We start from the raw sequence: 26,357 nt of genomic DNA, 5'->3' as shown, positions 1-26,357 counted from the left end.
ATCTAAGCCAAATGGCCACCTAGCCCCCGTAAAATATCACTCATTAGCTATCAAAATAGTAGCATTCACATGCCCAACCCAACAACCCCACCCACCCCGTCCGGAGCCCCCAGCAGCCGCGTCAAAGTGCAGGACGTCACCCTGCTGTCCGACAGCTGGTACGTGCTGAAGAAAACCACGTTTGACTACCTGCGCAGCGACGGCAACTGGCAGCGCCAGAGCCGCGAGACCTATGACCGGGGTAACGGTGCGGTGCTGCTGCTGTTCAATGCAGCACGCAACACGGTGGTGCTGATACGGCAGTTTCGTTTTCCCACCTTTGTGAACGGCAATGCCGACGGGATGCTGATCGAAGCCTGCGCTGGCCAGCTCGATGGTGACGACCCCGAAACCTGCATACGCCGCGAAGCGATGGAAGAGACCGGTTTTCAGATCCGCAACCCACGCAAACTCTTCGAGGCCTATATGAGCCCGGGCTCCGTCACCGAGAAGCTGCACTTTTTTGCAGCTGAATACGAGGCGGCCGACCGCGTGGCGCAAGGTGGCGGCCATGAACACGAAGGTGAAGACATCGAAGTGCTGGAATTCACCTTGCCCGAGGCCATGGAGCTGGTCAAGACCGGCGCCATACAGGACGGCAAGACCATCATGCTGCTGCAACACGCGGCCCTGGTGGGCCTGAAGAATCTGGGCTAGATCAAATCGCCGGGGCCCGTGCTCAGCAGGCTCAGGTCCAGCGGGCGCACGGCGCCCATCCACATGGCGCGCTCCATGTGGTCCAGCACTTCGTTGTCGCAGATGGGGTGCACAAACACCACCAGCCCCGCGCGGTGCAAGGCCAGCCAGGGAACGATGTCGGCAAATACAGCGGGCTTGAAAGCCAGCTGGCAGCTCCAGTCCGGGTGCGGCCCCACCGGCTTCTCGTGCACACGGCCCATGGCCACGTCAAAACGTTGCGCCGCGGCTTCACACAGCGCACGGGCCTGGGCGATGGTGTCCTGTGCAAAGTACACGTGGGCGTGGTAGCCACGGATCAGTGGGGTTGAATTTTCAGTCAGGTTCATGCTGCGTCCGTCAAACTAGCCCTGCCGGCGTGCGGGCTCATGCACGTGCAAAAACTTGGTCAACAAATCACGTGGTGGCGTGACCGAGATGTCTTTCAGGATTTGGCCCACGTTACCGCGGTGGTATGCCCCATGGGTGAGCACATGGAACAACATCTCCTCACGGGTCATGGTCCCGGAGTCTCCATCGGTGAACTGGAACACCAGCTTTTCTCCCAGCGTTTGTTCATCGATGCTGGAGACGTAGTGCTCGAACCAGATGTCGGTCTCTGTGACCGCGAAATGGAGTTCACCTAGCTCAGGTGTCTCGGGCGTATTCGTCGCTGTGTATCCATGCTGCTCGCCCAACAGGTGGGCGCGGAAGATGCGGTCGACCACGTAGATGTGGTTGAGCACCCGGATCGCGGTGTGCAAGGGCGCCGCGTGTTCGGCGGGCGATACCGACGCCACCACATCAAACAGTTCGCGATTGGCCCAGGCCTTTTGGGCAAAGAGGGAGGTCAGGATTTTTTGGGACATAGGCATGTGCTCCGATGAAAGTGGATGTATCCGCCGTGGCTCTATCGCCGCTCAGACCAGTAGCTTGACATCAATTCCGTGGCCCAGCTTGGCTGGCGGGTAGCCTCTCGGGGTAAAAACTCCTTCAGGACTGGTTTGATGTCGAGCACAGGTGTTCCGTCGATGGCATCGAGTTCGCGGACCCGCAGTATGGGGCCCTCAACACCCACCACCTTGCAGATAGTGCTGCCTATGCGGTTGGGGCGATTTTTGCCACGCTGGGCAAAGATGCCAACTTTGGGCCAATCCGCGTTGTTTCGGGGATGGCGCGCGCCACTGACTATCTTGTCTTGCGCCACGCCATGGAATAGGAACAACACCTCCACGTGGGAAAACGTCTCCAGGCCCGCCAATGCCGAAGCGTCCATGCCGTCGGCAAGACGGATTTCAGCCACCTCGCCGCCCCAAAAATCGTCCTCGGGGGTCTTGCGGGTTGACGATACAAAAGCAATGGGTTCAACTTGATAGGTCATGGCAAAGGTCTTGTTCCAGATGATGGCTTTGTGGTCGTCGTTGTGGGCACAGATCTCAGGAGGCACTTTCAGAGGCGACCACTTCCCAAGTACCGAACAGGGTCAGGCCAGCAGACCCGGCCAAGGCGACCGAAGCCGCATTGTCCGTTTGGCAACGGTATTGGGGCTCATGACCCTGACCAAAGGCGTACCGGCTGATCGCGCGCACCACGCGGGCAGCATGCCCTTGCCCACGGTGGGGAGGCAAGGTCAACACACCCAGATCGGCTATCTTTTGACCGGCCCAGGGGTACATGCTGGCAGCACATACCAGTCGGTCTTGCGCGAATGCGCCAAACACAGCCCAATGGTCCAGCTCTACATACGCGTCGTCCAGATCCTGCTCTGACGCGCTGGACTGAAACAATGCAAACGCAGCCGCATCCTCCACAGGATGCAGCTGGCGCACATGTACCGGTGGCTGCTCTTGCAGCAGGGCATGTTTGCCCGCCTCTGTGAAGTGGAAGACATAGTCCGCACCATGCAACTGCATATTGCATTCCAACATGGTTTGCCGCAGCGTGGTTTCGGTCAGGGCCTGTTGGCTGGGGCCAATGCCGAGCTGGTCCGCGATGGCGGGTGTCACCACGGCATGGGTCGCCCCGCCTGTTGGGCGCCAAACCATGGCACGCCGGTCCGCATCCAGCTTGGCGTTGGCCACCACGGTCAACAGGGCATCGCGGTACAGCACGTCGCCGTCCAGAAAAGTGGCACGCCAGAAGGCTTCAATCGTGGGTGAAAATGGGGACATGGTGGAAGTACTTGTTTTGGTGAGACGGCCCATGGCAGGGCTGGTCTTCACACAAAAAGGCAGCATGATATCGGAGGCACGCTCCCGCGGCAGTTACCCCACCCAGGGAAACCGGAACACCGCGTGCTCTACAGCAGACACCTTGTGCGCGACGGATGCCGCAAGTGCCATACCCCGGTCGTTGTTGGTCAAAATGACGAACCCGTCTTTGGACACCACAGATGCCATCGCAAAGGCCCTGAATCCGGGGTTGTTGCCCCATTGCCAGATGTAGGGGCCGCCTGTTGCCTGCTCTATGCCCCAACCCCTGCCCCACTGCAGCCCGAGCGCAGCGTCCACGCCGATGGGGTTTTCCAGCGTCAACGCCAGGTGCTTCTCATCTGCCAACAGCGCCGACATGAACCGTGCATAGTCCGCAGCGGTGGTGTAGAGGGAGGCGGCGGCAACGGCTTGCCTAAATCTGCTGTTGGCCTGGGTGCCAAAGAGCGTTCTGCCTGGGACGGCGCGTTGTGCAAAGTCATCGCGCCAGACCAGGCTGCTGTCGGCCATACCGAGCCTGGCAAACAGATGCTGGTTGAGATGGAGCGACAGATCCTGACGGGTAACCGCCTCCATCACCGCTTGCAGAAGCATGAAGCCCTCACCCGAGTAGCCCCAGCGTTGGCCCGGTTCAAACGCAAAGGAAAGCGTGCCGCTGGCCCAGTTTGGAAGGCCCGAGCTGTGGTTGAGCAGCTGGGCCACCGAGACCCGGCTCAGCGAGGTGCTCGTGACCACATCGTGCGCATCGCTGGTGGATCGGGCGAAGGCTTTGTGAAAGTGCCTGTAGCCATGGGGCAAATAATGCGACACCGGCGCCTGGAGATCCAACAGACCGTCACGCACTAGTTGTAGCGCAGCGAAAGCGACGACCGGCTTGGTCAGCGATGCGGCCTGAAAGATGGCATCGGTGCGGGTACCCTCACCATCACACCCGGAGACTGCAATGGGCGCAGTGGGCACGCCTGCGCGCAACACAGCGTAACTTGCGGCGCAGACGCCCAGGTCTTTGGCCAGCGCTGCGTCCGACCGCTCGCGGAACTGGTTGATGCCCGTGGCACATGCCGAAAGAAAGGGCAGCGGGAGCCCGGCCAGGAGGACGTTGCGGCGACGGATGGACATTCAGTGCTGGGTGACGACGATGGGTTAGCCCTGGTCAACGCGTCGGAACCCGGTAGCGCAGTTCTGCAAAACCAGAGCCAACCTGCCTGACCGAATCCAACACCAGCGGCGGGCTGGTAAGCCTACGCGGAAACAAAGGCTTGCCCTTGCCCAGCGTGACGGAGCCCATCTGAATGATCAGCTCGTCCAGTAGCCCGGCATCACAGAACTGCCCCGCCAGGTCACCGCCACCGACCACCCAGATGTTCTTGTCTTGGGCCGCCTCACGCATGGCCGCGTGAACGGGCCGAACATCGCCACGCACAAAGTGCAGCGTGGCTCCCGCGATTGCGGGCAGTGTTCTGTTGGTGAAGACCCATGTGGGTTGGGTATAGGGCCAAGCCGAACCGGTTTCTGCCGTGACCGTCTGGGCGTGGCGCAACATCCATTCGTAGGTGGATGCCCCCATCGCCAGCGCGCCAACCTCGGCGATGAAAGCCGGGTAGCTGGTGTCATTGATGTCACCGAGCGGGAACAACCAGTCCAGCGAGTCGTCTTCGGTGGCAATGAATCCGTCAAGGCTGGTAGCGGTGTAGTACTGGGTCTTCATGGGGTGGGCCTGTGCGAGAGTTGATTATGCCAACGGGTGCACAACACATCCAAGGCACAACTGGCACCCTCGTGAATCCCCATACAGCAGCTATTGATTTGGTAGCACCTTCAATGCGCCATGCAACACCAGCCACTGCGTCACCAACTCCGGATCATGCAGCGTGCGCAATGCGTCATAGGCCTCCTGCGCCTCGGGATACCGGTGCCGCATGAAGTTGAGCCATTGCTTCAGCCGTCCGGCTTGCTGGCGGCGCTCAAGGCGGGCCACCACCAATTGCCAGAAAGCGCCCATCAGCGGCAGTATGTCGGTCCAGGGCACATGCGGGTCGGCAGCGCCCTCCTCCACCGCATCGTTGCGGCGAATGGCTAGCGCCAACCCCGGGTCGGTGACCATGCCGCGGCCCAGCATGATGCTGTCGCAGCCCGAGGCCTGGCGGCAGCGGCGGGCGTCGTCCACGGTCCAGATTTCGCCGTTGGCCACCACCGGTATCTTCACCGCTAGGCGGATGTCATTGACGCGTTCCCAATACGCTGGCGGGCGGTAGGCGTCGGCCTTGGTGCGGGCGTGCACCACCAGTTCTTCGGCACCACCAGCCTCCAGCGCCTGGGCGCACTCCACCGCCAGTGAATCGTCATTGAAGCCCAGGCGCATCTTGGCTGTTACTGGCATCTGCGCGGGCACGGCACGGCGCACCGCGCTGACGATGCTGTGCAATTGTTCGGGGTATTGCAGCAGCATGGCGCCACCGCCGTGGCGGTTGACCACCTTGGCCGGGCAGCCAAAGTTCAGGTCAATGCCATGCGGGCCAAACTCGGCCAGCTGGGCTGCGTTCTCGGCCATGCTGACCGGGTCCGAGCCCAGCAACTGTGCCCGCACCGGCACACCCGATGGCGTGCAGCCGCCGTTAGCCAGCTCGGGCATGATGCGCAGAAACGTGCGCTCGGTCAGCAGCGTGTGGGTGACACGGATGAACTCGGACACGCAGCGGTCCACCCCGCCCACGCGGGTCAGGATGTCGCGCAAGACAAAGTCAAGAAGCCCCTCCATCGGGGCCAGGTAGATGCGAGCAGGCATGGGCGGCAGTGGGGCCGATGGGGCAATCGGAACTGTGTGGATCACTCAAAGACCGGGCGAAAGAATGTGCGCTCGTAACTGAGGAAGCAGCGCGTATCCTCCGCATATTTGAACGCCGCTTGGCATTCGGTATCACTCATGGACTGGATCCTGTACTGTTCATACGCCGCAAGGGACGGGAACGAAAAGGATGCCAGTGCAATATTGCTGGCCCCCTCTGACGGAAGCAGATAACCATGGTGTATGCCACCAAACTTCTTCACAAGGGGAATCCAGACCTTGCCGTAGTGCTCGAACTCCGTGAGTTTGCTGGGGTCGAGAACATAACGAAGATGGCAGGTGATCATGTAGCGGGGCTCCTGGTTGGGGCTTGAATGGTAGCGCGGCCCATGGTCCGGCCGCGCAGCCCCACCATTCAGGCCGTAGCCGGCGTGCGGATCAGGTAATCAAAGGCGCTGAGGGCCGCCTTGGCGCCATCACCCGCCGCGATGACGATTTGTTTGTACGGCGTGGTGGTGCAGTCACCTGCCGCAAACACGCCGGGCAGATTGGTGTGGGCCTTGGCGTCCACAATGATCTCGCCAAACTTACTCAACTCCACCGTACCCTTGAGCCACTCGGTATTGGGCACCAGGCCAATCTGCACAAACACGCCTTCCAGCTCCACCAAATGCTCTTCACCGGTGGCGCGGTCTTTGTAGCGAAGGCCATTCACTTTTCCATCTGCGCCCGTGATCTCGGTGGTCTGGGCGTTGGTGTGGATGGTGACATTGGGCAGGCTCTTGAGCTTGTTGACCAACACGGCATCGGCCTTCAGCTGGTCGGCAAACTCCACCAGCGTGACATGGGCCACGATGCCGGCCAGATCGATGGCGGCTTCCACACCCGAGTTGCCACCGCCAATCACCGCCGTGCGTTTGCCCTTGTACAGCGGGCCGTCACAATGCGGGCAGTAGGCCACGCCCTTGTTTTTGTACTCCTGCTCGCCGGGCACGTTGACATTGCGCCAGCGCGCACCGGTGGACAAAACCACGGTTTTGGCTTTGAGCGATCCGCCATTGGCCAGCTTGATCTCGATCAGGCCGCCGGGTTGTGCTGCCGGCACGATAACGTCAGCCCGCTGCAGGTTCATGATGTCCACGTCGTAGGCGCGGGTGTGGGCTTCCAGACCCATCGCGAACTTGGGGCCGTCGGTCTCCAGCACCGATATGTAGTTTTCAATCGCCAGCGTGTCGTTCACCTGCCCGCCAAAACGCTCGGCCACGATGCCGGTGCGGATGCCCTTGCGGGCGGCGTACACGGCGGCTGCCGCGGCGGCGGGGCCACCGCCGACCATCAGCACGTCGTAGGGGGCCTTGGCGGACAGCTTTTCGGCGTCACGTGCGGCGGCGCCGGTGTCGAGCTTGGCGACGATTTCTTCCAGGATCATGCGGCCGGAGCCAAACATCTGGCCGTTCAGGAACACCATGGGCACGGCCATGATTTCGCGCGCCTTGACCTCGTCCTGGAAGGCACCGCCTTCGATGACCGTGGTCTTGACCTTGGGGTTCAGTATCGCCATCAGGCTCAGGGCCTGCACCACGTCCGGGCAGTTGTGGCAGGTCAGGCTCATGTAGACCTCGAAGTTGAAGTCGCCTTCCAAGGCCGTGATCTGGTCGATGACGGACTGCTCCACCTTGGGTGGGTGGCCGCCGGTCCATAGCAGCGCCAGCACCAGGGATGTGAATTCGTGGCCCAGGGGCAGGCCGGCAAAACGCAGGTTGGTGGCGCTGCCGGTGCGCTGCAGGCTGAAGGATGGCTTGCGCGCATCTTGCCCGTCCAGGCGCAGCGTGATCATGTCGCTGCGCAGGCTTTGGATGGTTTGCAGCAGGCTCAGCATGTCGCGGCCGGTTTCGCTGTCGTCCAGCGATGCCACCATCTCAAACGGCAGTTTCACGCGTTCCAGGTAGCTGGCAAGCTGTGTCTTGAGTTCTTGGTCGAGCATGGTGGTTTCCTTATTAATTACTACTATTTTGATAGCGCCCGAATGATATTTCACAGGGGCTAGAGGCATATTTCACAAACAACAAAGCCGGACGGCAAGGTGCTGACGCACCTTGACGCTGTCCGGCTTGTTGCCGGGTCGAACTTGCTCGCCGACCCGCGATATTGGGGTCTGAGCCGTCTGCGCTTCGCTACGCGGATCCGACCCCAAAATCGCTACGCTGCTGTTTGCAGCGAAAGTCGTCTGTTTAGATCTTGCCGACGAGGTCCAGGGATGGAGTGATGGTCTTTGCGCCTTCGTTCCACTTGGCGGGGCACACTTGGCCGGGGTGGGCGGCGGTGTACTGGGCTGCCTTCAGCTTGCGCACGGTTTCCTTGACGTCACGGGCGATTTCGTTGGAATGGATTTCCAGCGTCTTGATGGTGCCTGTAGGGTCGATGATGAAGGTGCCGCGCAGTGCCAGGCCTTCTTCGTCGATGTGCACGTCAAAGCCGCGAGTCAGAGCGTGTGTAGGGTCACCGATCAGCGGGAACTTGGCCTTGCCAACGGCAGGCGATGTTTCGTGCCAGACCTTGTGGGCGAAATGGGTGTCGGTGGTCACGATGTAGACCTCGGCACCGGCCTTCTGGAATTCTGCGTAGTGTTCAGCAGCGTCTTCCACTTCGGTGGGGCAGTTGAAGGTGAAAGCGGCGGGCATGAAAATGAACACGTTCCACTTGCCCTTCAGGGTCTCGTTCGTCACCGTGATGAACTTGCCGTTATGGAAGGCTTCGTTCTTGAAAGGCAGGACTTGGGTATTGATCAAAGACATGGATTTTTCCTCTTGAATGGGTTGTTCTACAAACTGAACAGGGTGAATCTTAGGCGGTCTTATGCATTTAGTGGGTTGATTGATCCAATGGATTTCATTGTCAAAACCTATTGCTAGGCGATCAACTCCGAAAGACCCGTTGGTGCATGCGGCGTAATGACCACCACACGCCCCCGGCCACAAACGGGATCGCGCCCGCCGCCGTCACTTCTGCACTCCAGGGCCAACCCCAGGGTTGGGCGCCTTTGGCCAGGTAACTGACCAGGCCGACGATGTAATAGGTGATGGCGGCCACCGACAGGCCCTCCACCGTGGCCTGCAGCTTGATTTGTATGTCTTGCCGGCTGTTCATCGTGGCCAGCAGGGCCTGGCTGCTTTGCTGTTGCTCGATCTCGACCCGGGTGCGCAGCAGGTTGCTGATGCGGGACACACGCTGCGACAGCGCATCTTGCCGCCGGGCCGACCAGGCGCAGGTGCTGCGCGCGGGGGTCAGGCGCCGGTCCATGAACTCACCAATGGTTTGCATACCGGCCAGGCGCGACTCAGCAATGTCGGCGATGCGTTTGTCCAGCAGTTCAAAGTAGGCGGCGCTGGCCGAGAAGCGTGAGTGGGTGGCCGCGTGCTGGCTTTCCACGGCGCCCGCCAGGCGGGTCAGGCGGTCCAGCAGCAGGGGTTCGTCGTTGCGGGTGGCCGAGCGAATGGCCTGGGCCAGCTCGGCCAGCTCACGCTCGGCGGACGCCAGCACCATGGAGGCCTCGCGCGCAGCGGGCAGGCCCAGCAGCGCGGCCATGCGGTAGGTCTCGATCTCCAGTAGGCATTGCACCAGGCGGCCCAGGCGGCGCGGCGCCATGGCACCGGCCAACAGCACCATGCGAGAGAAACCATCGGCATGGACCGCAAAGTCGGTGTAGACCTCGGCAAAACCGTCGGCCACCGTAGAGGCCACCAGCGTGTCCTCGTACAACACGTGTTTGACGGGAGAACCTGCTTCGAACGCCGCACTGGGCATGACCCACAGGTGCAGGCTGGCCAGGCACTCGCCCGGCAGCGCGGCAAACCAGCGCTGGGGCACGGCATCCAGCGCGGTCTCGGGCTCGCGCTCGCCAAACTGCGTGGCGTGGGCTTTGCGCATGAAGGTCCACGTCACAAACTCGGTGTGCAGCTCCCAGCGCACACGGTAAGGGCCCATGTCCATGCGGGCATGGGTGGAGCCCGCTACCGGCTCGGGCAGGTGGTGGTCACGCGCCAGGGCCGCCATGTGGCCCCAGCTGGCCTCACGCTGGGCGGCATCACACACCATGACCACATGGGAGATGCTGAGCGGGACGTCCATGGCCTCGGGCGGCCTGGCGTGGATTTCGTTGTGCAGCGCGACCCGCTGCGCGTGCTGGGGCAAACCGTCAGTCTTCTTCAACAAATGCTTCTTCCCGTTTGGACTTGACCGATGGCAGCAACACAATCACAAGTAACAATACCGCGGCGGCCAGCAAGCTGGCAGACAGGGGGCGCGTCACAAACACGCTCCAGTCACCGCGCGACAGCAGCAGCGCGCGGCGCAGATACTCTTCCATCATGGGGCCCAGAATAAAGCCCAGCAACAGCGGCGCGGGCTCGGTGCCCAGCTTGATGAACAGGTAACCCGCGATACCAAACAGCGCCACCATCCAGATGTCAAACACATTGCTGTTGGTGGAGTACACACCAATCGCGCAGAACAGCACGATGGACGGAAACAGCCAGCGGTACGGCACGCTGAGCATCTTGATCCAGATGCCGATCAGCGGCAGGTTCAGAATGATCAGCATCAGGTTGCCGATCCACATGGACGCAATCAGACCCCAAAACAACTCAGGGTTGCCGGTCATCACTTGCGGGCCTGGCTGGATGTTGTGGATGGTCATGGCACCCACCATCAGCGCCATGACGGCGTTGGGCGGAATGCCCAGTGTCAGCAGCGGGATGAACGAAGTCTGCGCGCCCGCGTTGTTGGCCGCTTCGGGGCCGGCCACACCGCGGATATTGCCCTTGCCCAGTGGCACTTCGCCGGGTTTCAGGGGGGTTTTCTTCTCCAGGGTGTAGGCGGCAAACGCTGCCATCACCGCACCACCGCCGGGCAAGATGCCCAGCAAGGAGCCCAGCGCCGTGCCGCGCAGCACCGCGGGCACCATGTTTTTGAAGTCTTCCTTGGTGGGCCACAAGCCGGTCACGTTGGCGGTGAACACCTCGCGCTCGCTGGCATGTTTACCCAGGTTGCTGATGATTTCGCCGTAGCCAAACACCCCCATGGCGATGACGATAAAGCCAATGCCGTCGGTCAGCTCCGGGATGTCAAAACTGAAGCGTGGCACACCCGAATTCACGTCGGTTCCAATCATGCCCATCAGCAATCCCAGCACAATCATGGAAATGGCCTTGAGCAAGGAACCCGAAGCCAGTACCACCGCGCCGATCAGGCCCAGAATCATCAGCGCAAAATACTCCGCCGGGCCAAACTTGAACGCCAGCTCGGTCAAAGGTGTCGCAAAGGCCGCAAGAATGAGCGTGCCCACACAACCGGCAAAAAATGAGCCCAGACCCGCCGCCGCCAAGGCCGGCCCGGCCCGCCCATTGCGCGCCATCTGGTAGCCGTCAATGGTGGTGACTACAGACGAGGATTCACCCGGCAGGTTGACCAGAACCGCGGTGGTAGAGCCACCATATTGCGCGCCGTAATAGATGCCGGCCAGCATGATCAGCGCGGAAACGGGTGGCAGCGCATAGGTGGCCGGCAACAGCATGGCAATGGTCGCCAATGGCCCAATGCCGGGCAGCACACCAATGACGGTGCCCAAAAAACAGCCGATGAAGGCATACATGAGGTTGACGGGCGTGAAGGCCACGCCAAAACCCAGCGCCAGATTGTTGAACAATTCCATGGATAGACAGTCCTAATCAGGCGCCAACAAAGGCGGGCCACACGGGAAACTGCAGATTGAGCAGCTTGATAAAGGCAAGGTAACTGAAGATGGCCAGAACCGTGGCCAGAATCAACACGTCCCTGAGCTTGAAGCCATCACCGGCCAGGCAGGCAATAAAAGTCAGTGCATAAATGCCGACAATCAGGCCCATGGGCGGTAAGCCAATACGTGGCAGGCCACCAATCATGATGCCAAACACGACGTTGGCCAGGATGATGAAGATCAGCGGGCGCCAGGCAAAACTGCCGATCTTGTCGCCGTCTACGGTTTCGACCACCAGCGCCTTGAAGGTGATGATGCTGCCCATAAAGGCCAGCAATATGCCCAACACCAGCGGAAAATAACCCGGCCCCATGCGGGCACCGTTGCCGATGGTGTAGCCGCTGGCGCCCCAAGCAAAGGCGACACCGACCCCCATAAACATGAGGCCCGAGAAAAAGTCTTTTTGGCTTTTGATATTCACTACAGCGTTCTCCTGTTTTTCTACGACCGTGTCGCGCTTTTTAGCGGACCAGTGTGCCACAAAGCAAGCCCTGGAATGCCGGTGCCCGACCGCTGTGGCGCCGTGCACCCATCAGCGTTGCTGGATGGCGGCACCTTCCTCGCGCTTTTTTTCCATCTCTCTGAAGCGAATACATTCACCGGTCTGGCGGAAGCGGTCTGTTTTGCATTGCTCGGCAATACAGGCAATACGGAAGATAAAGACCTTGTCCGAACAGACCTGACCGGCTGCAGACGGTCCGATGTTGTTGCCCTGCACGGCAGGCGTTGGCGCAGGCTCACGCGGTGCCACTGGGGCGGCTGCCACGGGCGCTTGCACGGCAGGTGGCGTAGACGGGGCAGCGGCATTGGCCTTGGCGGGACCGGATGCACTGGCCAATGCGGCCGTAGCAGGTCGGGATGGTTTGGCCGCGGGCACAGACGCCCCCACGCTGGGCCGGGAGGCCGCCGCAGCCTGTGTATTGGGCAACTGCACGGGCACCGAATCGGACTCTTTTTCTTCGATGATGGGGGGCGATGGCAATGCGCCGGGCGCGGCGGCGACCACCGGCGGTGCCTCGGTGACCAGGGTTTCCCCACCTGTCTGCAGTTTGGGCCACAACACCACCATCAGCACCACAAGCACACAAATGGCGGCGGCAATCGCCCACAGCGGGCCCTTGGAGCCCTGTTTAACCACAGCGGCCACTGCTGCCGCTTCAGCCCGGGCGGGAGCAGGAGCAGGTTGTGTGGCGGCAAAGGGGCCCATGGTCGAGTCCAGATCGGGCTCATCCGCCTGCGGGCGAAACTGCGGCAGGGTTTTGGCACGGCTGGATGTATTGTCCAGTGCCAGCTGGTCCAAGCGCTGCTGGGCACGCCGGGCGTAAATGCCGGCGGGATACCGCGCCAGGTAGTCCAGAAAGTTCTGGCTGACGGTGGAGTCCTTGATCTTGTTCCAATTGCCCAGTTCTTCTTCATGGTTGACGGTGGTCACCATGGACACATCCGGGCCGGGACCAAAGATGCCCGTGCTGGAGCCATCCCGCAGCGCCGCGGGTGGTGCCACGGGCACCCGGTTGGCGATGATCTTGCCCAGCTCCGCGGCCACATCGGCATTTTGGTCGCCCGACGACGCGCCCATGTGTTGTGCGACCACCCGCAAGGCCAGGCCAAACTCACGCGCCGTGGCATACCGTTCATCCGGGTTTTTGGCCATGGCGCGGGCCATGACCTCGTCCATGGCAGCGGGCACGTCCGGGTTGAGCATGCTGGGCTTGGTAGGCTCGTGGCCCACGATCTGGTGGATCACCACAAACTGGTTCTCGCCATCGAAGGGCAATATGCCGGTCAACAGCTCATAGAGCACCACACCGGCAGAAAACACGTCCGAGCGCGAATCGCCCCGCAGCCCTTTGGCCTGCTCGGGCGACATGTATTTGGGTGTGCCAACCGCACCGCCCACCTGGGTCAGGTGGGTTTCATCGGGCTCCTGGATACGGGCTACGCCAAAGTCGGTCAGCTTGACCCGGCCGCTGAGCTCGATCAGCATGTTGGCGGGTTTGACATCCCGGTGCACCACGTTTTGCCGGTGGGCGTGGTCCAACGCCATCAACAGGTCGTGCACCATCACGATGGAGGATCGCACGGAGAAGCGCGCGCCGTTCTCCAGGTGGTGTTTCAGGTCTTCACCCTGGATGAACTCCATGACCAGGTAGGCGGTGTCGCCGTCCTGGCCCGAATCAAACACACTGACGATATTGGGGTGGTGCAGTCGCGCAGCAGAACGTGCCTCGGTGCGGAAACGCACTTCGTACTCAGAGGCCGCTTCTGCAGACAGGCTTTGCACCCGTATGGTCTTGATCGCCACCTGGCGGTCCAGATTGGGGTCGCGGCCTTCGTAGACAACACCCATCGCGCCCTTGCCCAGCACGCGAACGATGTCGTATCTGCCTAATTTTTCAATATCCGCCATAGGGGGTTCGTAAACCTGGGAATTCCTTGGAAAACTGGACCAGTGAGCCATGCTAGCAGACAGACGATGACACCACCCGGATAAATCGGATAGGATGCCCCAACCGTTGCCTGCCGGGCGCGCCACTCCCGCACTTCTCTGACGAAAGTCTATTGATGCCTACCGTTGTCTTTGCCGATATCGTTGGAAGCACGGGCTTGTTTGAGCAAATGGGTGATGCCAACGCCTCGCTGCTGATGAACAGCCTCACCGGGCTGCTGGGCAAGGTGTTCGAGCAACACCAGGGGCGTGTGGTCAAGCTGCTGGGTGACGGCGTCTTTGCCGTTTTCCCCGATGCGGGCAGTGCCGTCACCGCCTGTGTGACCTTGCAGTCACGCTTCCAGACCGATCCCGTTATCCCCGTGGGCGGCACCGCGCCCATTCAGATGCAAATGGGCGTGGAGTCGGGTGAGCTGGTGGAGATCGATGGTGACTGTTTTGGTGATGCGGTGAACAGCGCCTCCCGCCTGGCCGACCTGGCCGGTGCCGACCAGATACTGACCACCCAACACGTATGGGACGAACTGGTAGCCGCCCAGCGCCCCATGTTGCGCAGCCTGGGGCCTATGCACCTGCGGGGCAAATCACAGATATCCCATATTTACCGGGTGGAATGGCAAAGTGGCCGCGATGTGGATGCCACGGCCATGGGCATGTCCATGTACACCCCCACGGCCCACCAGTCGCTTGCGCTCACCGTGCAGGGGCGCACCCAGGTCTTTCAGCTCACCAACACCGGCATCACCATTGGCCGGTCGACCGATGCGTCGCTGCCGGTGCTGGACCCCCGCGTCTCCCGGGTGCACGCCACCATACGCAGCCGCGGCGGCCAGATTGTGCTGAGTGATGCCTCCAGCTTCGGCACCTGGGTGTATTTTGGCAACCAGGCCGAAGCCGTGGCGCTGCGGCGCACCGAGTGTTTTCTGGTGGGCTTTGGGCAGCTGTCCCTGGGCTGCAAGATAGACGCCGACAAGGCCCCGCTGGTGTCATTCGAGGTCAGCTGACCACACAATTGCTATATAAATAATAGCAATATATGCAGTACCGACGGGGGCTAGAGGCCAATTTCGCTTAGAACTATCTTGCAACCAGCATTTTAATACTGCCAGAAGATGCGCTGCAGTTCCTTGGTGTCGCGGGTTTGCGTCAGGGCCACCGCGGCCAGTATGCGGGCCTTCTGCGGCTTCAGGTCGTGCGCCACCACCCAGTCGTATTTGTCATCGGGCTGTTCGGCATTGCGCAGCACAAAACCATCGGGCACGCGGCTGGAGCGGATGACCTGTATGCCCTGTTGGCGCAACTCCTGCAAGGCCGGCACGATGCGGTCTGCCACCGAGCCGTTGCCAGGTCCACCATGGATCAGCGCCTGGATGCCGGACTTGCCAGCCGCATCAAACAGCGTGCGGGGCACATTGCCGTAGCTGTAGACAATGTCCACCGCCGCCAGGGTGCTGATGCTGTCGATGTTGAATTCCGACTGGGCCGTGTGGCGCTTGACTGGCGCGCGGAACCAGTAGTTTTTGCCCTCCACCACCATGCCCAGTGCACCCCACTGGCTCTTGAAGGCCTCGGTCTTGATGTTGACGGACTTGCTGACGTCACGCCCGCTCTGGATCTCGTCGTTCATGGTCACCAGCACACCTTTGCCAGCGGCGTCTTTGCTCGCAGCCACCGTCACTGCGTTGAGCAGGTTCAAAGCGCCGTCCGCCGACAGGGCTGTGCCCGGGCGCATGGAACCCACAACCACAATAGGCTTGTTGGTGTGGATCACCAGGTTCAGAAAGTAGGCGGTTTCTTCCAATGTGTCGGTGCCGTGGGTGACCACCACACCGTCCACGTCGGCCTGTTTGACCAGTGCCGACACGCGGCGCCCCAGGGTGAGCAGGTTGTCATTGGTGAAACTTTCCGATGCGATCTGGAACACCTGTTCACCCTTGACGTTGGCCACGTTGGACAACTCTGGCAAGCCGGCCAGCAGCTTGTCCACCGGCACCTTGGCCGCAGCGTAAGTGGCGCTGTTGATGGCCGAGGCACCCGCACCGGCGATGGTGCCGCCAGTGGCCAGCACCACCACATTGGGTTTGGCGGCCTGCGCCAGCGCACAGGTGGTCAAGGCGGTCAGGGCCAGTCCGGCCACGATGTTCTTGAGCTTGGATTCGGGAAGTGTTGGGGTATGCAAGGGAAATCTCCAGTTATGGTTTTGGCGTTCACCCCGCACAGGTTTTGCGCGGTGGCCCATGGTAAAAAGCGCCAAGCCCTGTACCTGCGGAATAATCAGCCGTGGGGTATGAGCAAAACTCACACCCCATTAGCGCCGCAGAGTTGCACAATCCCACGCATGAATCTGCGCCAACTCGAAGTGTTCCAGGCTGTCATGCAAACCGGCAATATGAGTGCTGCTGCACGCCTGATCTGCATCACACCCTCTGCGGTGAGCAAGACCATTGGCCACACCGAGCTACAACTGGGCTACCCGCTGTTCACGCGCAACAAAGGCCAGTTGCTGCCCACACCCGAAGCCCAGGTGCTGTTTGCCGAGTCGGCCAACATCCACCAGCAGTTGGAGCAGTTGCGCCGCATTTCGGTCAACCTGCGCGGCGTGGACCAGGGCCAGGTGCGGCTGGCGGCGATACCCTCGATTTCGCACGAGTTTTTGCCCACCGTGCTGGCCCAACATGCCGCACACCACCCCCATGTGCAACTGGAGGTGCGCACGCTGCACCAGGACCAGATGGTGAATGTGTTGCTGGACCGCAGTGTGGACTTTGCCCTGGGCTATTACCCCCACCCGCACCCGCAGCTGCAGAGCACACTGCTGGTCAGCGGGCGCTTGCACCTGGTGGTGACGCGCGACATCTGGCTGCGCGCCGTGCGGGTCAAACGGGCAGACCCTATTTCCTTCATGTCCAAAACACCGTTGATACGCCTGCTGGGCGACGACCCCATGCGGGCCGTCATCGACGAACTGGGTGAGCAGTTGGGGGTCAACATGGCCTCGGGCATACGGGTGCAGACCTCGCGCCTGGCCCTGGAACTGGTGCGGCTGGGACTGGGATGGACGGTGATCGATTTTCTGACCGCCAGCAACCTGGACCCCGGCACCATGGTGGCCGTGGAGCTGCACGATTTACCCATGCTACCCCTCTACGCCTACCACGCCACCGCCACGCCGCCGGGGCGCCAGGCACAGCGTATGTTGGCCATGCTGCCCGACCTGCTGACCCAGGCGATCCAGCGCGGTCAGGGCACTGCTTAGCTCAGCGGCGGTGTAGAGATCAGCACCTCTTCAATCACGGTCTGTCCTTCGGCCACCCGTAAGGCACCGGCCAGGCGCAGGGGGCGCATGCCATCGGCAATAGCCTGTTTGCGCAGGATGTCGATACTGGGGTCGGCCGTGACCTTGGCCTTGAACGCATCCGACACCACCAGCAGCTCATACAGGCCCATACGCCCCATAAAACCGGTCATGCGGCAATCCACACAACCCACGGGCTTGTAGGGTTTGTAACCGCCGTTGATGTTCCAGGGCTTGATCATCTCGGCCAGGGCTTCGCGCCCGGCGTCCTCGTCGCGCACCTTGCAGTGTTTGCATAGCGTACGCACCAGGCGCTGGGCCAACACGCCCAGGAGCGTGGCGTTGATCAGGTACTGGGGTATGCCCAGCTCCATCAGCCGGGTGATAGCCGATGGCGCGTCATTCGTGTGCAGGGTTGAGAACACCAGGTGACCGGTGAGCGCCGCCTGCACCGCCATTTCAGCAGTTTCCAGATCGCGGATTTCGCCCACCATGATGATGTCCGGGTCCTGGCGCATCAGGGCACGTAGACCTTGGGGAAAACCAAAGTCCAGCTGCGGCTGCACCTGGGTCTGGTTGAACGCTGCCTCGATCATTTCAATCGGGTCTTCGACCGTGCTGACATTGACCTCTTCAGTCGCTACGCGTTTGAGGGTGGAATACAGCGTGGTGGTCTTGCCGGAACCCGTGGGGCCGGTGACCAGAATAATACCGTGGGGCCGCTTGACCAGCCCCTCCCAACGCGGGCCGTCGTGCGCGGAGAAGCCCAGGGCTTCCAGGTCTTTGACCGTGTTGTCGGGGTCAAAAATCCGCATCACCATCTTCTCGCCAAAGGCGGTCGGCAGCGTCGAAATACGCATTTCGACCTCGTCACCACTGGGGTTGCGGGTCTTGATACGGCCGTCCAGCGGGCGGCGTTTTTCGATCACATCCATACGGCCCAGCAGCTTGATACGGGCGGTCATGGCATTGAGCACGCCCATGGGCATTTGGTAGACCTGGTGCAACACGCCGTCAATCCGGAAACGGATCACACCCTGCTCGCGCCGTGGCTCCAGGTGGATGTCACTGGCGCGCTGGTCAAAGGCGTATTGCCACAACCAGTCCACCACCTGCACCACACTCTGGTCGTTGGCATCGAGTTGTTTGTTGGACTTGCCCAACTCCACCAGTTGCTCAAAACTGGCGCCATTGTTCACACCGGCCTTGTTGGCGGCCTTGACCGACTTGGCCAGCGCATAAAACTCGGCCGTGTAGCGGTGTATCTCCTGCGGGCTGGCCAACACACGGCGCACGCCACGGCGCGACTGCCGCTCCACCTCGGCCACCCAATCCACGACAAAAGGCTCGGACGTGGCTACCGTGATCTCGTGCGCGTTGACCACCACGGTCAGGATGCGGTGACGCTCGGCATAGACCGCACCCATGGCATCGGCCACCTTGCTCACATCCACCTTGAGCGGGTCTATGCGCAGGTATTCCATGCCCGTGCGCTCGGCCAGCCACTGGGTGAGCAACTCGATATCCAGCAACTTGTTGTCCGAGGCGCGGCGCATGGACACGGCGGTCAGGCGCACCAGCGGGTGCTGCGCGCTTTCGGCCTGGGCGCAGCGGGCAATGGTCTTGTTGGCCTGCTCTTCAGAAATCACGCCATCGGCATACAACCACTCCACCAGGCGGCGCCAATCGATAGGGCCGCTGTGGTCTTTTTTGGCCGCGTGGGGGGAATGTGTTTTGGTAGTCATGCTGTCACCGGTTTAAAAACGCGCACCCATTTGTCGGCCGGCAGGCCCCATTGGCGCTGGATGGTGTCGGCGCGCTCCATCAGTACGGCGCGTGTGGGGCGAACGGGTGTGCGCTGTGCCAACACCACGGTATTGCCTTCGCGGGTGGCCTTGAAGGCCCATATGGCATCGTCACCAAAAGCCATGGCCATATTGTCCACACTGCGCTGGAAGCTGGACGAACGGCCAAACAGGTTGACGGTCATGCAGCCATCTTCGGTCAGCACCTTGCGGCAATCGGCATAAAACTCTGCGCTGTCCAACACCGGGCCTGCGGCCTCCTGGTCGTACAGGTCCACCTGTAGGGCATCTACAACACCCTGCCAGTGGGGCTGTTTGATTTCCTGCTCGGCATCGGCCAGTATGACCTTCAAGCGGTTGTTGTCCTGCGGCAGGTGGAACCAGCCCCGGCAGGCGGCCAGCACCTGGGGGTTGAGTTCGATGGCGGTGGTCTTCATGCGCACCACCCGGTTGCAAAACTTGGTCAGGGAGCCAGCGCCCAGGCCCAGTTGCAAGGCCTGGCGCTTGGGCACCGTGGCGGGGTCTACAAACAGCAGCCAGGCCATCATGCGCTGGATGTATTCGTGCACCAGCACATTGGGTGCGTCGACCAGCATGGAGCCCTGTATCCAGATGCTGTCCAGGTGCAGGTGGCGGATGGGGCCTTCGTCGGAGAAATTGACTTCGGGGAGTGTGGTGGATTCTTTTCGGGCCATGGGGATTTATACCAGCCCTGCCAACTTGGGCAGGGCCTGGCAGGCGTTGTGGGTGGTGGCTTGCGCCAGGGCCTCCAGACTGATGCCGCGCAACTGTGCCACCACGGCGGCGATGCGGGGCAACTCGCCAGGTGTATTGCGGCCCTGGGCCACGCCGTTTTGGCGGTCTTGCTGGGTGGTGTAAAGCCAGTGGGGCGGAATGTCGGGTGCGTCGGTTTCCAGGACTATGGATTCCAGTGGCAAGGTCTGTGCCAGGTGGCGCAGTTGCAGGGCCCGATCAAAAGTGACGGCACCACCAAACCCCAGCTTGAAGCCCAGCTTGATGAACTCGCGCGCCTGGGTCTCGCTGCCGTTAAATGCATGGGCGATGCCGGACCATGCCGCACCGGTTTGGGACAGTTCGCGCAGGTGTTTGAGCAGGCGGTCGGCCGAGCGGCGCACATGCAACACCACGGGCAGCCCAAACTGGCGTGCCAGCTTGAGCTGTGCGCGGTAGATCTGCTCTTGCTGTTCACGCAGCGGGCTTTGGGTCAGTGCGGGAACAAAATAATCCAGGCCTATCTCCCCCACCGCCACCAGGCGCGGGTCGGCGTGGTAGGTGTGCAACTGGGCTTCCAGCGCTGCCAGGTCGTCGGGCGTGGCGCGTGCAACATACAGCGGGTGGATGCCCAGGCAATAACTGTCGCCACCGGCATGGGCCAAGGCCCGCACGGTGTCGAAGTTGCTGCGCTCCACGGCGGGTATCACACAGTGGGCAACTCCTGCAGTGTGGGCTGTAGCACGCACAGCTGCGCGGTCAGTGTCGAACTCTGGGGCGTCAAGATGGCAATGGGTGTCTATCCAGACCATGGTGCCCCGGGAGAAAAAATACTCAGGCTCCCGCCACGGCCAGGCGACCCGACACCAGTGTCAGCTGACGGCTGCAGCGCGCTGCCAAGGTGGCGTCGTGGGTGACCAGCACAAAGGCCGTGCCGTGCACACGGGCCAGCTCCAGCATCAGGTCAAACACGCCGTCGGCTGTGCTGCGGTCCAGGTTGCCGGTGGGCTCGTCAGCGAGCACGCAGTCGGGCCGCGTGACCAGGGCGCGGGCAATCGCCACACGCTGGCGTTCGCCGCCCGACAACTCGGCCGGGCGGTGATGCACACGGTGCTCCAACCCCACACTCGCTAGCATTTTCATAGCTGCATCAGCAGCATCCGCGGGGGCTATGCGCCGAATCGTCAAAGGCATGGCGACGTTGTCCAGGGCACTGAACTCGGGCAGCAGGTGGTGGAACTGGTAAACAAAACCCAGGTGCAAGTTGCGCAGCCGTCCCTGCTCTGCCGCGCTGTGGTTGGCCAGGTCTTTGCCGTGCAGTTGCACCGATCCGCTGGTAGGCGCGTCCAGCCCGCCCAACAGGTGTAACAGTGTGCTTTTGCCGGAACCGGATGCACCCACGATGGCCAGCGTCTCGCCCGCACGCACCTGCAGGTCCACGCCGTGCAACACGGTGACATCCAGGCGGCCTTCGCTGAAACGTTTGGTCAGGCCCTGGGCCTGCAGCACCACTTCGCCCAATCGTGCGGCGGGGACGTTGGTACCCGGATTCAGCCCGGCGACCATGCGATAGTGGGCAGCACCAATAGCTGCCGGAATAACAACGGTCTCACTCATAACGCAGGGCCTCGGCGGGGTTGACGCGGCTGGCGCGCCAGCTGGGGTACAGGGTGGCCACAAAGGCCATGATCAGCGCGATGATGGCAATCGGCAGGATGTCAGCCTGCTGCGGCTCGCTGGGCATGCGGCTGATCAGGTAGATGTCTTTGGGCAGGAAAGTGGCGCCCAGCAGTTGCTCCAGCGCCGGCACGATGACATCAATATTGAAAGCCACGCCCAGCCCCAACAACAGTCCGGCCAGGGTGCCAATCACGCCCACCATGGCGCCCTGCACCACAAAAATTCCCATGATGCTGCTCGGGCTGGCGCCCAGGGTACGCAGGATGGCAATGTCGGCGCGTTTGTCAGTCACCGTCATCACCAGGGTGCTGACCAGGTTGAAGGCGGCCACGGCCACGATCAGGGTCAGGATGATGAACATCATGCGTTTTTCGACCTGCACGGCGGCAAACCAGGTGCGGTTTTGGCGCGTCCAGTCGCGCAGGACCAGATCACCCGTCAAGGTGCGGGCCAGTTCGTCGGCCACACGGCGCGCGTCGTGCAGGTCGCGTAGCTTCAGGCGCACGCCGGATGGACCTTCCAGCCGGAAAATCTTGGCGGCGTCATCGACGTGCACCATGGCCAACGCGGAATCGTATTCAAAGTGGCCAGAGTCAAAAGTGCCGACCACGGTCATTTGTTTGAGGCGCGGCACCACGCCAGCCGGGGTAATCTGGCCGCTGGGCGCCATCAGCGTCACCTGGTCACCGGTGCGCACACCCATGGCACGGGCCAGCTCCAGCCCCAGCACCACCCCAAAGCCGCCGGGCTGCAATTGGGCCAGTACAGCCGCCTGGGCACCACCCGCCACGTCAGTCACCAGATGCTCCTGGGCCGGGTCTATACCCCGGACCATGACGCCTTTCATGTCCTCACCCCTCGCCAACAGGGCCTGTGCTGCTATAAAAGGTGCAGCGCCAATCACCTCGGGGTTGGCCCGTGCCTGGGTCAGGGTCTGCGCCACATCGGGCAGCGCCTGGCCGCCTGGGGCATACACCTCAATATGGGAGACTACCCCTAACATGCGATCCCGCACCTCTTTTTGGAAGCCATTCATCACACTCAGTACGATAATGAGCGCCGCCACGCCCAATGCAATACCGAGCATGGACACACCCGAGATGAACGAGATAAATCCGTTGCGTCGGGTGCTGCGCCCGGCCCGTGTGTAGCGCCAGCCGATGATCAACTCATAAGGAAATTTCAACATTCCCGGATTGTGGCATCCATGCGGGACAATCTAGCCATGCACCTGTTTATTTCCCACGCCGCCCCCACGGGCCCCAACTGCCAAGCCGCCATTGCCGAACTGAGCCTGCCCAACCTCAATGAGCTGCTGGGCCAGCTGACCCCCACACCGCCCATGCTGGGCTCGCCCGACACCCTGACGCCGCTGGCCGAACGCATACGCGCCAATAGCCTGGGCCTGCAAGGACCGGACGGATTGATACCCTGGGCCGCCACAGACGCCCAACAACTGGGCCTGACCAAGATCCACGGTGACGCCGGCTGGGCCTGGATCACACCCTGCCACCTGACCCCCCAGTCCAACCAGGTGCGCATGGAAGACCCCTTGGACCTGTACATCAGCACGCAAGAGTGCGACACGCTGCGCAACGCCATGAAGCGTTATTTTGAAGAAGACAACAAGATCACACTGCACCCGTTGACCAATGGCACCTGGCTGGCCTTTGGTGAGGTGTTCAAGGACCTGCCCACCGCCTCGCTGGAGCGGGTGGCCTGCAATGCCATCGATGCCTGGATGCCACAGCAAGAGCACGCCAAACACCTGCGCCGCCTGCAAAACGAAATGCAGATGCTGCTCTACACCCATGCGGTGAACGACAGCCGCACCGCCCGCGGCCTGGCCACCATCAACGCGTTCTGGATCAGCGGCACCGGCACGCCAGGCCCTGCGCCCACCAAACCTCCCGTGCGCATGGACCATGTTGATGGCCTGCGCAAAGCCGCCCTGCAGGATGACGCCCAGGCCTGGATGTTGGCCTGGCAAGAGATCGACAACACCCGCCTGGCCGAGCTGCTGCGCAGCGTCAAGGCGGGAAAATCCGAACAACTGACCCTGTGCGGCGAACGCACCGCCGTCACGCTGGAAACCCAGGACAAGCCCTGGTGGGGCCGCATACAACAGCGCTTCTCCACGGCGTCGTCGCAGCAACTGCTGCAGACCCTGTGAACATCATCCCCCGCGACATCCCGCCGCGCAGCGTGTGGGTGCTGGAGCAGGCGGGCATACACCCGTTGCTGGCCCGCCTGTACGCCGCACGCGGTGTGACGGGCACTGAGGAACTGGACGACGCGCTGGCCAAGCTGCTGCCACCATCAACCATGCGGGGCCTGCCGGAAGCCGCCACGCTGCTGGCCGACGCCATTGCCCAAAACAAACGCCTGTGCATCGTGGCCGACTACGACTGCGATGGCGCCACTGCCTGTGCCGTCGCGATGCGCGGGCTCAAGATGCTGGGCGCACAACACGTGGCCTACATCGTGCCGGACCGCATCGTGGACGGTTATGGCCTGACCGCGCCCATTGCCCAGCGCGTGAAAGACAGCGGCGCCGACGTACTGATCACGGTGGACAACGGTATTGCCAGCATGGATGGCGTGGCGCATGCGCGGGCCTTGGGCCTGCAAGTCCTGGTCACGGATCACCACCTTCCGGCAGCCGAGCTGCCGAACGCAGATGTCATCGTCAACCCCAACCAACCGGGTTGCAACTTCGCCAGCAAGTCCATTGCCGGCGTCGGTGTGATGTTTTATGTGCTGATGGCTTTGCGCAGCGAGTTGCGCACACGCGGCGTGTTCGACGCGGCCACACAACCCAAGCTGGATGTGCTGTTGCCCCTGGTCGCCCTGGGCACGGTGGCCGACGTGGTGAAGCTGGACGCCAACAACCGCCGCCTGGTAGCACAAGGGCTAAAACGGGTGCGAGCCCTCGCCATGCCTAGTGGTATCGCTAGTCTTTTTGTAGCATCTGGCCGTTCCGCACCCGTCGCCACCACCTTCGACTTCGGCTTCGCCCTGGGCCCACGCATCAACGCGGCAGGCCGTCTGAGCGACATGACGCTGGGCATCGAATGCCTGCTGACCGACGACCCGGCCCGCGCCGATGAACTGGCCAAGACGCTGGACGGTATCAACCGCGAACGCCGTGTCATCGAGGGTGACATGCGCGAGCAGGCCATGCTGATTGCCGAGTCGCTTTTTGACGAAGGCGACGAAGCGCCACCCGCCATCTGTGTGTTTGACCCCGACTTCCATGAAGGTGTGGTCGGCATTGTGGCCAGCCGCATCAAGGACAAATTGCACCGCCCAGCATTCGTATTTGCCGCCAGCGCCGCGCCGGGCAAAGAACACGAACTCAAGGGCTCCGGCCGCTCCATACCCGGCTTTCACCTGCGCGACGCACTGGACCTGGTGGCCAAGCGCCACCCCGGCGTGTTGCTGCGTTTCGGCGGCCACGCCATGGCCGCAGGCTGCACGATCCATGAAGACGGTCTGAACACGTTTGAGCAAGGGCTGATCGAAGTGGCCCAAGAGTGGCTGGACGCCGCCACGCTGACCCGCCGCCTGGAGACCGATGGCCCCCTAAACCCAGAATACCGCCGCGTGGACATGGTCGACACCCTGCACAAGGAAGTCTGGGGCCAGGGCTTTGCGGCACCCACCTTCAGCGAAGAGGTGGAAGTGTTGTCACAGCGCCTGGTCGGTGAAAAACACTTGGCCTTGAAGTTAAAACACCAGGGCCAGCCCGTGGACGGCATCTGGTTTGGCCATACCGAGCCATTGCCGGCCAAGGTCACCCTCGCCTTCCGACTGGATGCCGACGAATGGAACGGCGTACGCCGCGTACGTTTTCTGATCGAAGGCGCGCAGGCCTAGGAGTCTGGGCGGTAGGGCGCCAAAGCGTTCTGCGCAGGTAAAGGAGGAAGCCCGAAGGGCGGGGACACGGAGCAGAACGCTTTGGCGCCCTGCCGCCCAGTCTCCTAGTACACCTTTAGTACACCTCCGGCACCAGAATGTGCTGCGGCACCGGCTGTCGCTCGTAGTCCTCATGCCGCACCCGCGGCGGCAACACCACGGCAGGATGTTCTATTTCCTCATACGGCATCTGCTGCAACAGGTGGTGGATGCAATTGAGCCGTGCCTTCTTCTTATCCACCGCCTGCACCACCCACCACGGCGCTTCGGGGATATGGGTGCGCGCCAACATCACCTCCTTGGCCCTGGTGTAGTCCTCCCAACGCGCGCGCGACTCCAAATCCATGGGGCTCAGCTTCCACTGCTTCAGCGGGTCGTGGATGCGGCCCAAAAAGCGGCTGTGCTGCTCCTCGTCCGAGATCGAAAACCAGTATTTGATGACCTGTATGCCGGATCGCACCAGCATCTTCTCGAACTCCGGCACGGTGCGGAAGAACTCTTCCAACTGCTCGTCGTTACAAAAACCCATGACCCGCTCCACCCCGGCGCGGTTGTACCAGCTGCGGTCAAACAACACGATCTCGCCCGCGGCAGGCAGGTGCGATACGTAACGCTGAAAGTACCACTGCGTACGCTCCCGGTCATTGGGTGCGGGCAGCGCCGCCACGCGGCACACCCGCGGGTTCAGCCGCTGCGTGATGCGTTTGATGGCGCCGCCCTTGCCGGCTGCGTCGCGCCCTTCAAAAATCACCACCACCTTGTGGCCGGTCTTGACCACCCAGTCCTGCAGCTTGACCAGCTCGCCCTGCATGCGGAACAGCTCCTTGAAATAGATGCGGCGGGCCACGCGTGCATCCGCGCTCAGGTCACGCGGGGCGCCGTCGTCCAGCTCCATCTCCAGCTCTTCGTCATAACTGTCCAGCATGTCGCTCTGGATACGGCGTATCAATTCGTCTTCACTGGAACTCACGGGTT

Annotated in this window: 26 protein-coding genes; 5 read left to right on the top strand and 21 right to left on the bottom strand. The window is 61.9% G+C overall.

Annotation, left to right across the window (positions count from 1 at the left end):
• Positions 1-69 precede the first annotated feature (69 nt).
• Positions 70-696, top strand: a complete 627-nt coding sequence (nudK, locus tag HZ993_RS23290; protein WP_209395066.1) for a GDP-mannose pyrophosphatase NudK — start codon at positions 70-72, stop codon at positions 694-696.
• Here the strand turns inward: nudK and HZ993_RS23285 are convergent.
• From HZ993_RS23285 to HZ993_RS23220, 14 genes are all read right to left on the bottom strand, one after another.
• Entirely contained in the window at positions 693-1,064 is a 372-nt protein-coding gene (locus HZ993_RS23285; RefSeq protein WP_209395065.1) for a DOPA 4,5-dioxygenase family protein, read from the bottom strand. The genes nudK and HZ993_RS23285 overlap by 4 nt on opposite strands.
• A 15-nt stretch (positions 1,065-1,079) precedes the next feature.
• Complete coding sequence (locus HZ993_RS23280; RefSeq protein ID WP_209395064.1) at positions 1,080-1,583, bottom strand: DinB family protein; 504 nt, start codon at positions 1,581-1,583, stop codon at positions 1,080-1,082.
• Between the two features lie 41 nt (positions 1,584-1,624).
• Positions 1,625-2,095 carry an SAM-dependent methyltransferase gene (locus HZ993_RS23275; RefSeq protein WP_209395063.1) on the bottom strand — a complete coding sequence of 157 codons (471 nt, stop codon included), beginning with the start codon at positions 2,093-2,095 and terminating at the stop codon, positions 1,625-1,627.
• Positions 2,096-2,150: 55 nt separating this feature from the next.
• Positions 2,151-2,885, bottom strand: a complete 735-nt coding sequence (locus HZ993_RS23270; RefSeq protein ID WP_209395062.1) for a GNAT family N-acetyltransferase — start codon at positions 2,883-2,885, stop codon at positions 2,151-2,153.
• Between the two features lie 93 nt (positions 2,886-2,978).
• Complete coding sequence (locus HZ993_RS23265) at positions 2,979-4,043, bottom strand: serine hydrolase (protein ID WP_209395061.1); 1,065 nt, start codon at positions 4,041-4,043, stop codon at positions 2,979-2,981.
• A gap of 34 nt (positions 4,044-4,077) precedes the next feature.
• Positions 4,078-4,632 (bottom strand): dihydrofolate reductase family protein, encoded by a 555-nt coding sequence (locus HZ993_RS23260; RefSeq protein ID WP_209395060.1) that lies wholly within the window; start codon positions 4,630-4,632, stop codon positions 4,078-4,080.
• Between the two features lie 90 nt (positions 4,633-4,722).
• Positions 4,723-5,709, bottom strand: a complete 987-nt coding sequence (locus HZ993_RS23255; RefSeq protein ID WP_209395059.1) for a tRNA-dihydrouridine synthase — start codon at positions 5,707-5,709, stop codon at positions 4,723-4,725.
• Positions 5,710-5,750: 41 nt separating this feature from the next.
• Positions 5,751-6,056: an NIPSNAP family protein gene (locus tag HZ993_RS23250; protein ID WP_209395058.1), complete on the bottom strand. Its 306-nt coding sequence runs from the start codon at positions 6,054-6,056 to the stop codon at positions 5,751-5,753.
• Between the two features lie 68 nt (positions 6,057-6,124).
• On the bottom strand, positions 6,125-7,693 hold the full coding sequence (gene ahpF, locus HZ993_RS23245) for an alkyl hydroperoxide reductase subunit F (protein WP_209395057.1): 1,569 nt from the start codon (positions 7,691-7,693) through the stop codon (positions 6,125-6,127).
• A gap of 247 nt (positions 7,694-7,940) precedes the next feature.
• On the bottom strand, positions 7,941-8,504 hold the full coding sequence (gene ahpC, locus HZ993_RS23240) for an alkyl hydroperoxide reductase subunit C (RefSeq protein WP_209395056.1): 564 nt from the start codon (positions 8,502-8,504) through the stop codon (positions 7,941-7,943).
• Positions 8,505-8,625: 121 nt separating this feature from the next.
• Entirely contained in the window at positions 8,626-9,918 is a 1,293-nt protein-coding gene (locus HZ993_RS23235) for a DUF3422 family protein (protein ID WP_256440999.1), read from the bottom strand.
• The gene (locus tag HZ993_RS23230) at positions 9,905-11,419 is read right to left on the bottom strand and encodes a tripartite tricarboxylate transporter permease (RefSeq protein WP_209395055.1); all 1,515 of its coding nucleotides are present in this window, start codon (positions 11,417-11,419) and stop codon (positions 9,905-9,907) included. The genes HZ993_RS23235 and HZ993_RS23230 overlap by 14 nt, the downstream gene beginning before the upstream one ends.
• A gap of 16 nt (positions 11,420-11,435) precedes the next feature.
• A complete protein-coding gene (locus tag HZ993_RS23225) occupies positions 11,436-11,924 on the bottom strand; it encodes a tripartite tricarboxylate transporter TctB family protein (RefSeq protein WP_209395054.1) in 489 nt (162 codons plus the stop codon).
• Positions 11,925-12,035: 111 nt separating this feature from the next.
• Complete coding sequence (locus HZ993_RS23220; protein WP_209395053.1) at positions 12,036-13,913, bottom strand: serine/threonine-protein kinase; 1,878 nt, start codon at positions 13,911-13,913, stop codon at positions 12,036-12,038.
• Positions 13,914-14,068: 155 nt separating this feature from the next.
• Here HZ993_RS23220 and HZ993_RS23215 point away from each other — a divergent pair, with 155 nt between their 5' ends.
• Entirely contained in the window at positions 14,069-14,956 is an 888-nt protein-coding gene (locus tag HZ993_RS23215; RefSeq protein WP_209395052.1) for an adenylate/guanylate cyclase domain-containing protein, read from the top strand.
• Positions 14,957-15,048: 92 nt separating this feature from the next.
• Here the strand turns inward: HZ993_RS23215 and HZ993_RS23210 are convergent, their stop codons facing one another.
• Entirely contained in the window at positions 15,049-16,092 is a 1,044-nt protein-coding gene (locus HZ993_RS23210) for an asparaginase (RefSeq protein WP_245214019.1), read from the bottom strand.
• 198 nt (positions 16,093-16,290) lie between these two features.
• Between HZ993_RS23210 and HZ993_RS23205 the strand changes: the two genes are divergently transcribed.
• Positions 16,291-17,208, top strand: coding sequence for a LysR family transcriptional regulator (locus HZ993_RS23205; protein WP_209395050.1), 918 nt, complete (start codon positions 16,291-16,293; stop codon positions 17,206-17,208).
• Here the strand turns inward: HZ993_RS23205 and HZ993_RS23200 are convergent.
• The 5 genes from HZ993_RS23200 to HZ993_RS23180 are packed head-to-tail and all read right to left on the bottom strand — an operon-like array spanning position 17,205 to position 22,650.
• The gene (locus tag HZ993_RS23200) at positions 17,205-18,992 is read right to left on the bottom strand and encodes a GspE/PulE family protein (protein ID WP_209395049.1); all 1,788 of its coding nucleotides are present in this window, start codon (positions 18,990-18,992) and stop codon (positions 17,205-17,207) included. The genes HZ993_RS23205 and HZ993_RS23200 overlap by 4 nt on opposite strands.
• On the bottom strand, positions 18,989-19,747 hold the full coding sequence (locus tag HZ993_RS23195; protein WP_209395048.1) for a spermidine synthase: 759 nt from the start codon (positions 19,745-19,747) through the stop codon (positions 18,989-18,991). The genes HZ993_RS23200 and HZ993_RS23195 overlap by 4 nt, the downstream gene beginning before the upstream one ends.
• Before the next feature lie 6 nt (positions 19,748-19,753).
• Entirely contained in the window at positions 19,754-20,596 is an 843-nt protein-coding gene (locus HZ993_RS23190; protein ID WP_209395047.1) for a TatD family hydrolase, read from the bottom strand.
• Between the two features lie 22 nt (positions 20,597-20,618).
• Positions 20,619-21,350: a lipoprotein-releasing ABC transporter ATP-binding protein LolD gene (lolD, locus tag HZ993_RS23185; protein WP_209398713.1), complete on the bottom strand. Its 732-nt coding sequence runs from the start codon at positions 21,348-21,350 to the stop codon at positions 20,619-20,621.
• A gap of 43 nt (positions 21,351-21,393) precedes the next feature.
• Positions 21,394-22,650: a lipoprotein-releasing ABC transporter permease subunit gene (locus HZ993_RS23180; protein ID WP_209398712.1), complete on the bottom strand. Its 1,257-nt coding sequence runs from the start codon at positions 22,648-22,650 to the stop codon at positions 21,394-21,396.
• A gap of 39 nt (positions 22,651-22,689) precedes the next feature.
• On the opposite strand from HZ993_RS23180, the gene HZ993_RS23175 reads away from it, so the two are divergent.
• Positions 22,690-23,637 carry a phosphoglycerate mutase gene (locus tag HZ993_RS23175; RefSeq protein WP_209395046.1) on the top strand — a complete coding sequence of 316 codons (948 nt, stop codon included), beginning with the start codon at positions 22,690-22,692 and terminating at the stop codon, positions 23,635-23,637.
• Positions 23,634-25,343 carry a single-stranded-DNA-specific exonuclease RecJ gene (recJ, locus tag HZ993_RS23170; protein WP_209395045.1) on the top strand — a complete coding sequence of 570 codons (1,710 nt, stop codon included), beginning with the start codon at positions 23,634-23,636 and terminating at the stop codon, positions 25,341-25,343. Before HZ993_RS23175 ends, recJ begins: the two co-directional genes overlap by 4 nt.
• Positions 25,344-25,458: 115 nt before the next feature.
• Here the strand turns inward: recJ and ppk2 are convergent, their stop codons facing one another.
• Positions 25,459-26,307 carry a polyphosphate kinase 2 gene (gene ppk2 / locus HZ993_RS23165; RefSeq protein ID WP_209398711.1) on the bottom strand — a complete coding sequence of 283 codons (849 nt, stop codon included), beginning with the start codon at positions 26,305-26,307 and terminating at the stop codon, positions 25,459-25,461.
• Positions 26,308-26,357: the final 50 nt, after the last annotated feature.

The organism is Rhodoferax sp. AJA081-3 (assembly GCF_017798165.1).
GTDB lineage: Bacteria > Pseudomonadota > Gammaproteobacteria > Burkholderiales > Burkholderiaceae_C > Allorhodoferax.
The sequence above is the reverse complement of the archived record's forward strand: the minus strand, read 5'-3'. Positions and strand labels throughout refer to the sequence as shown.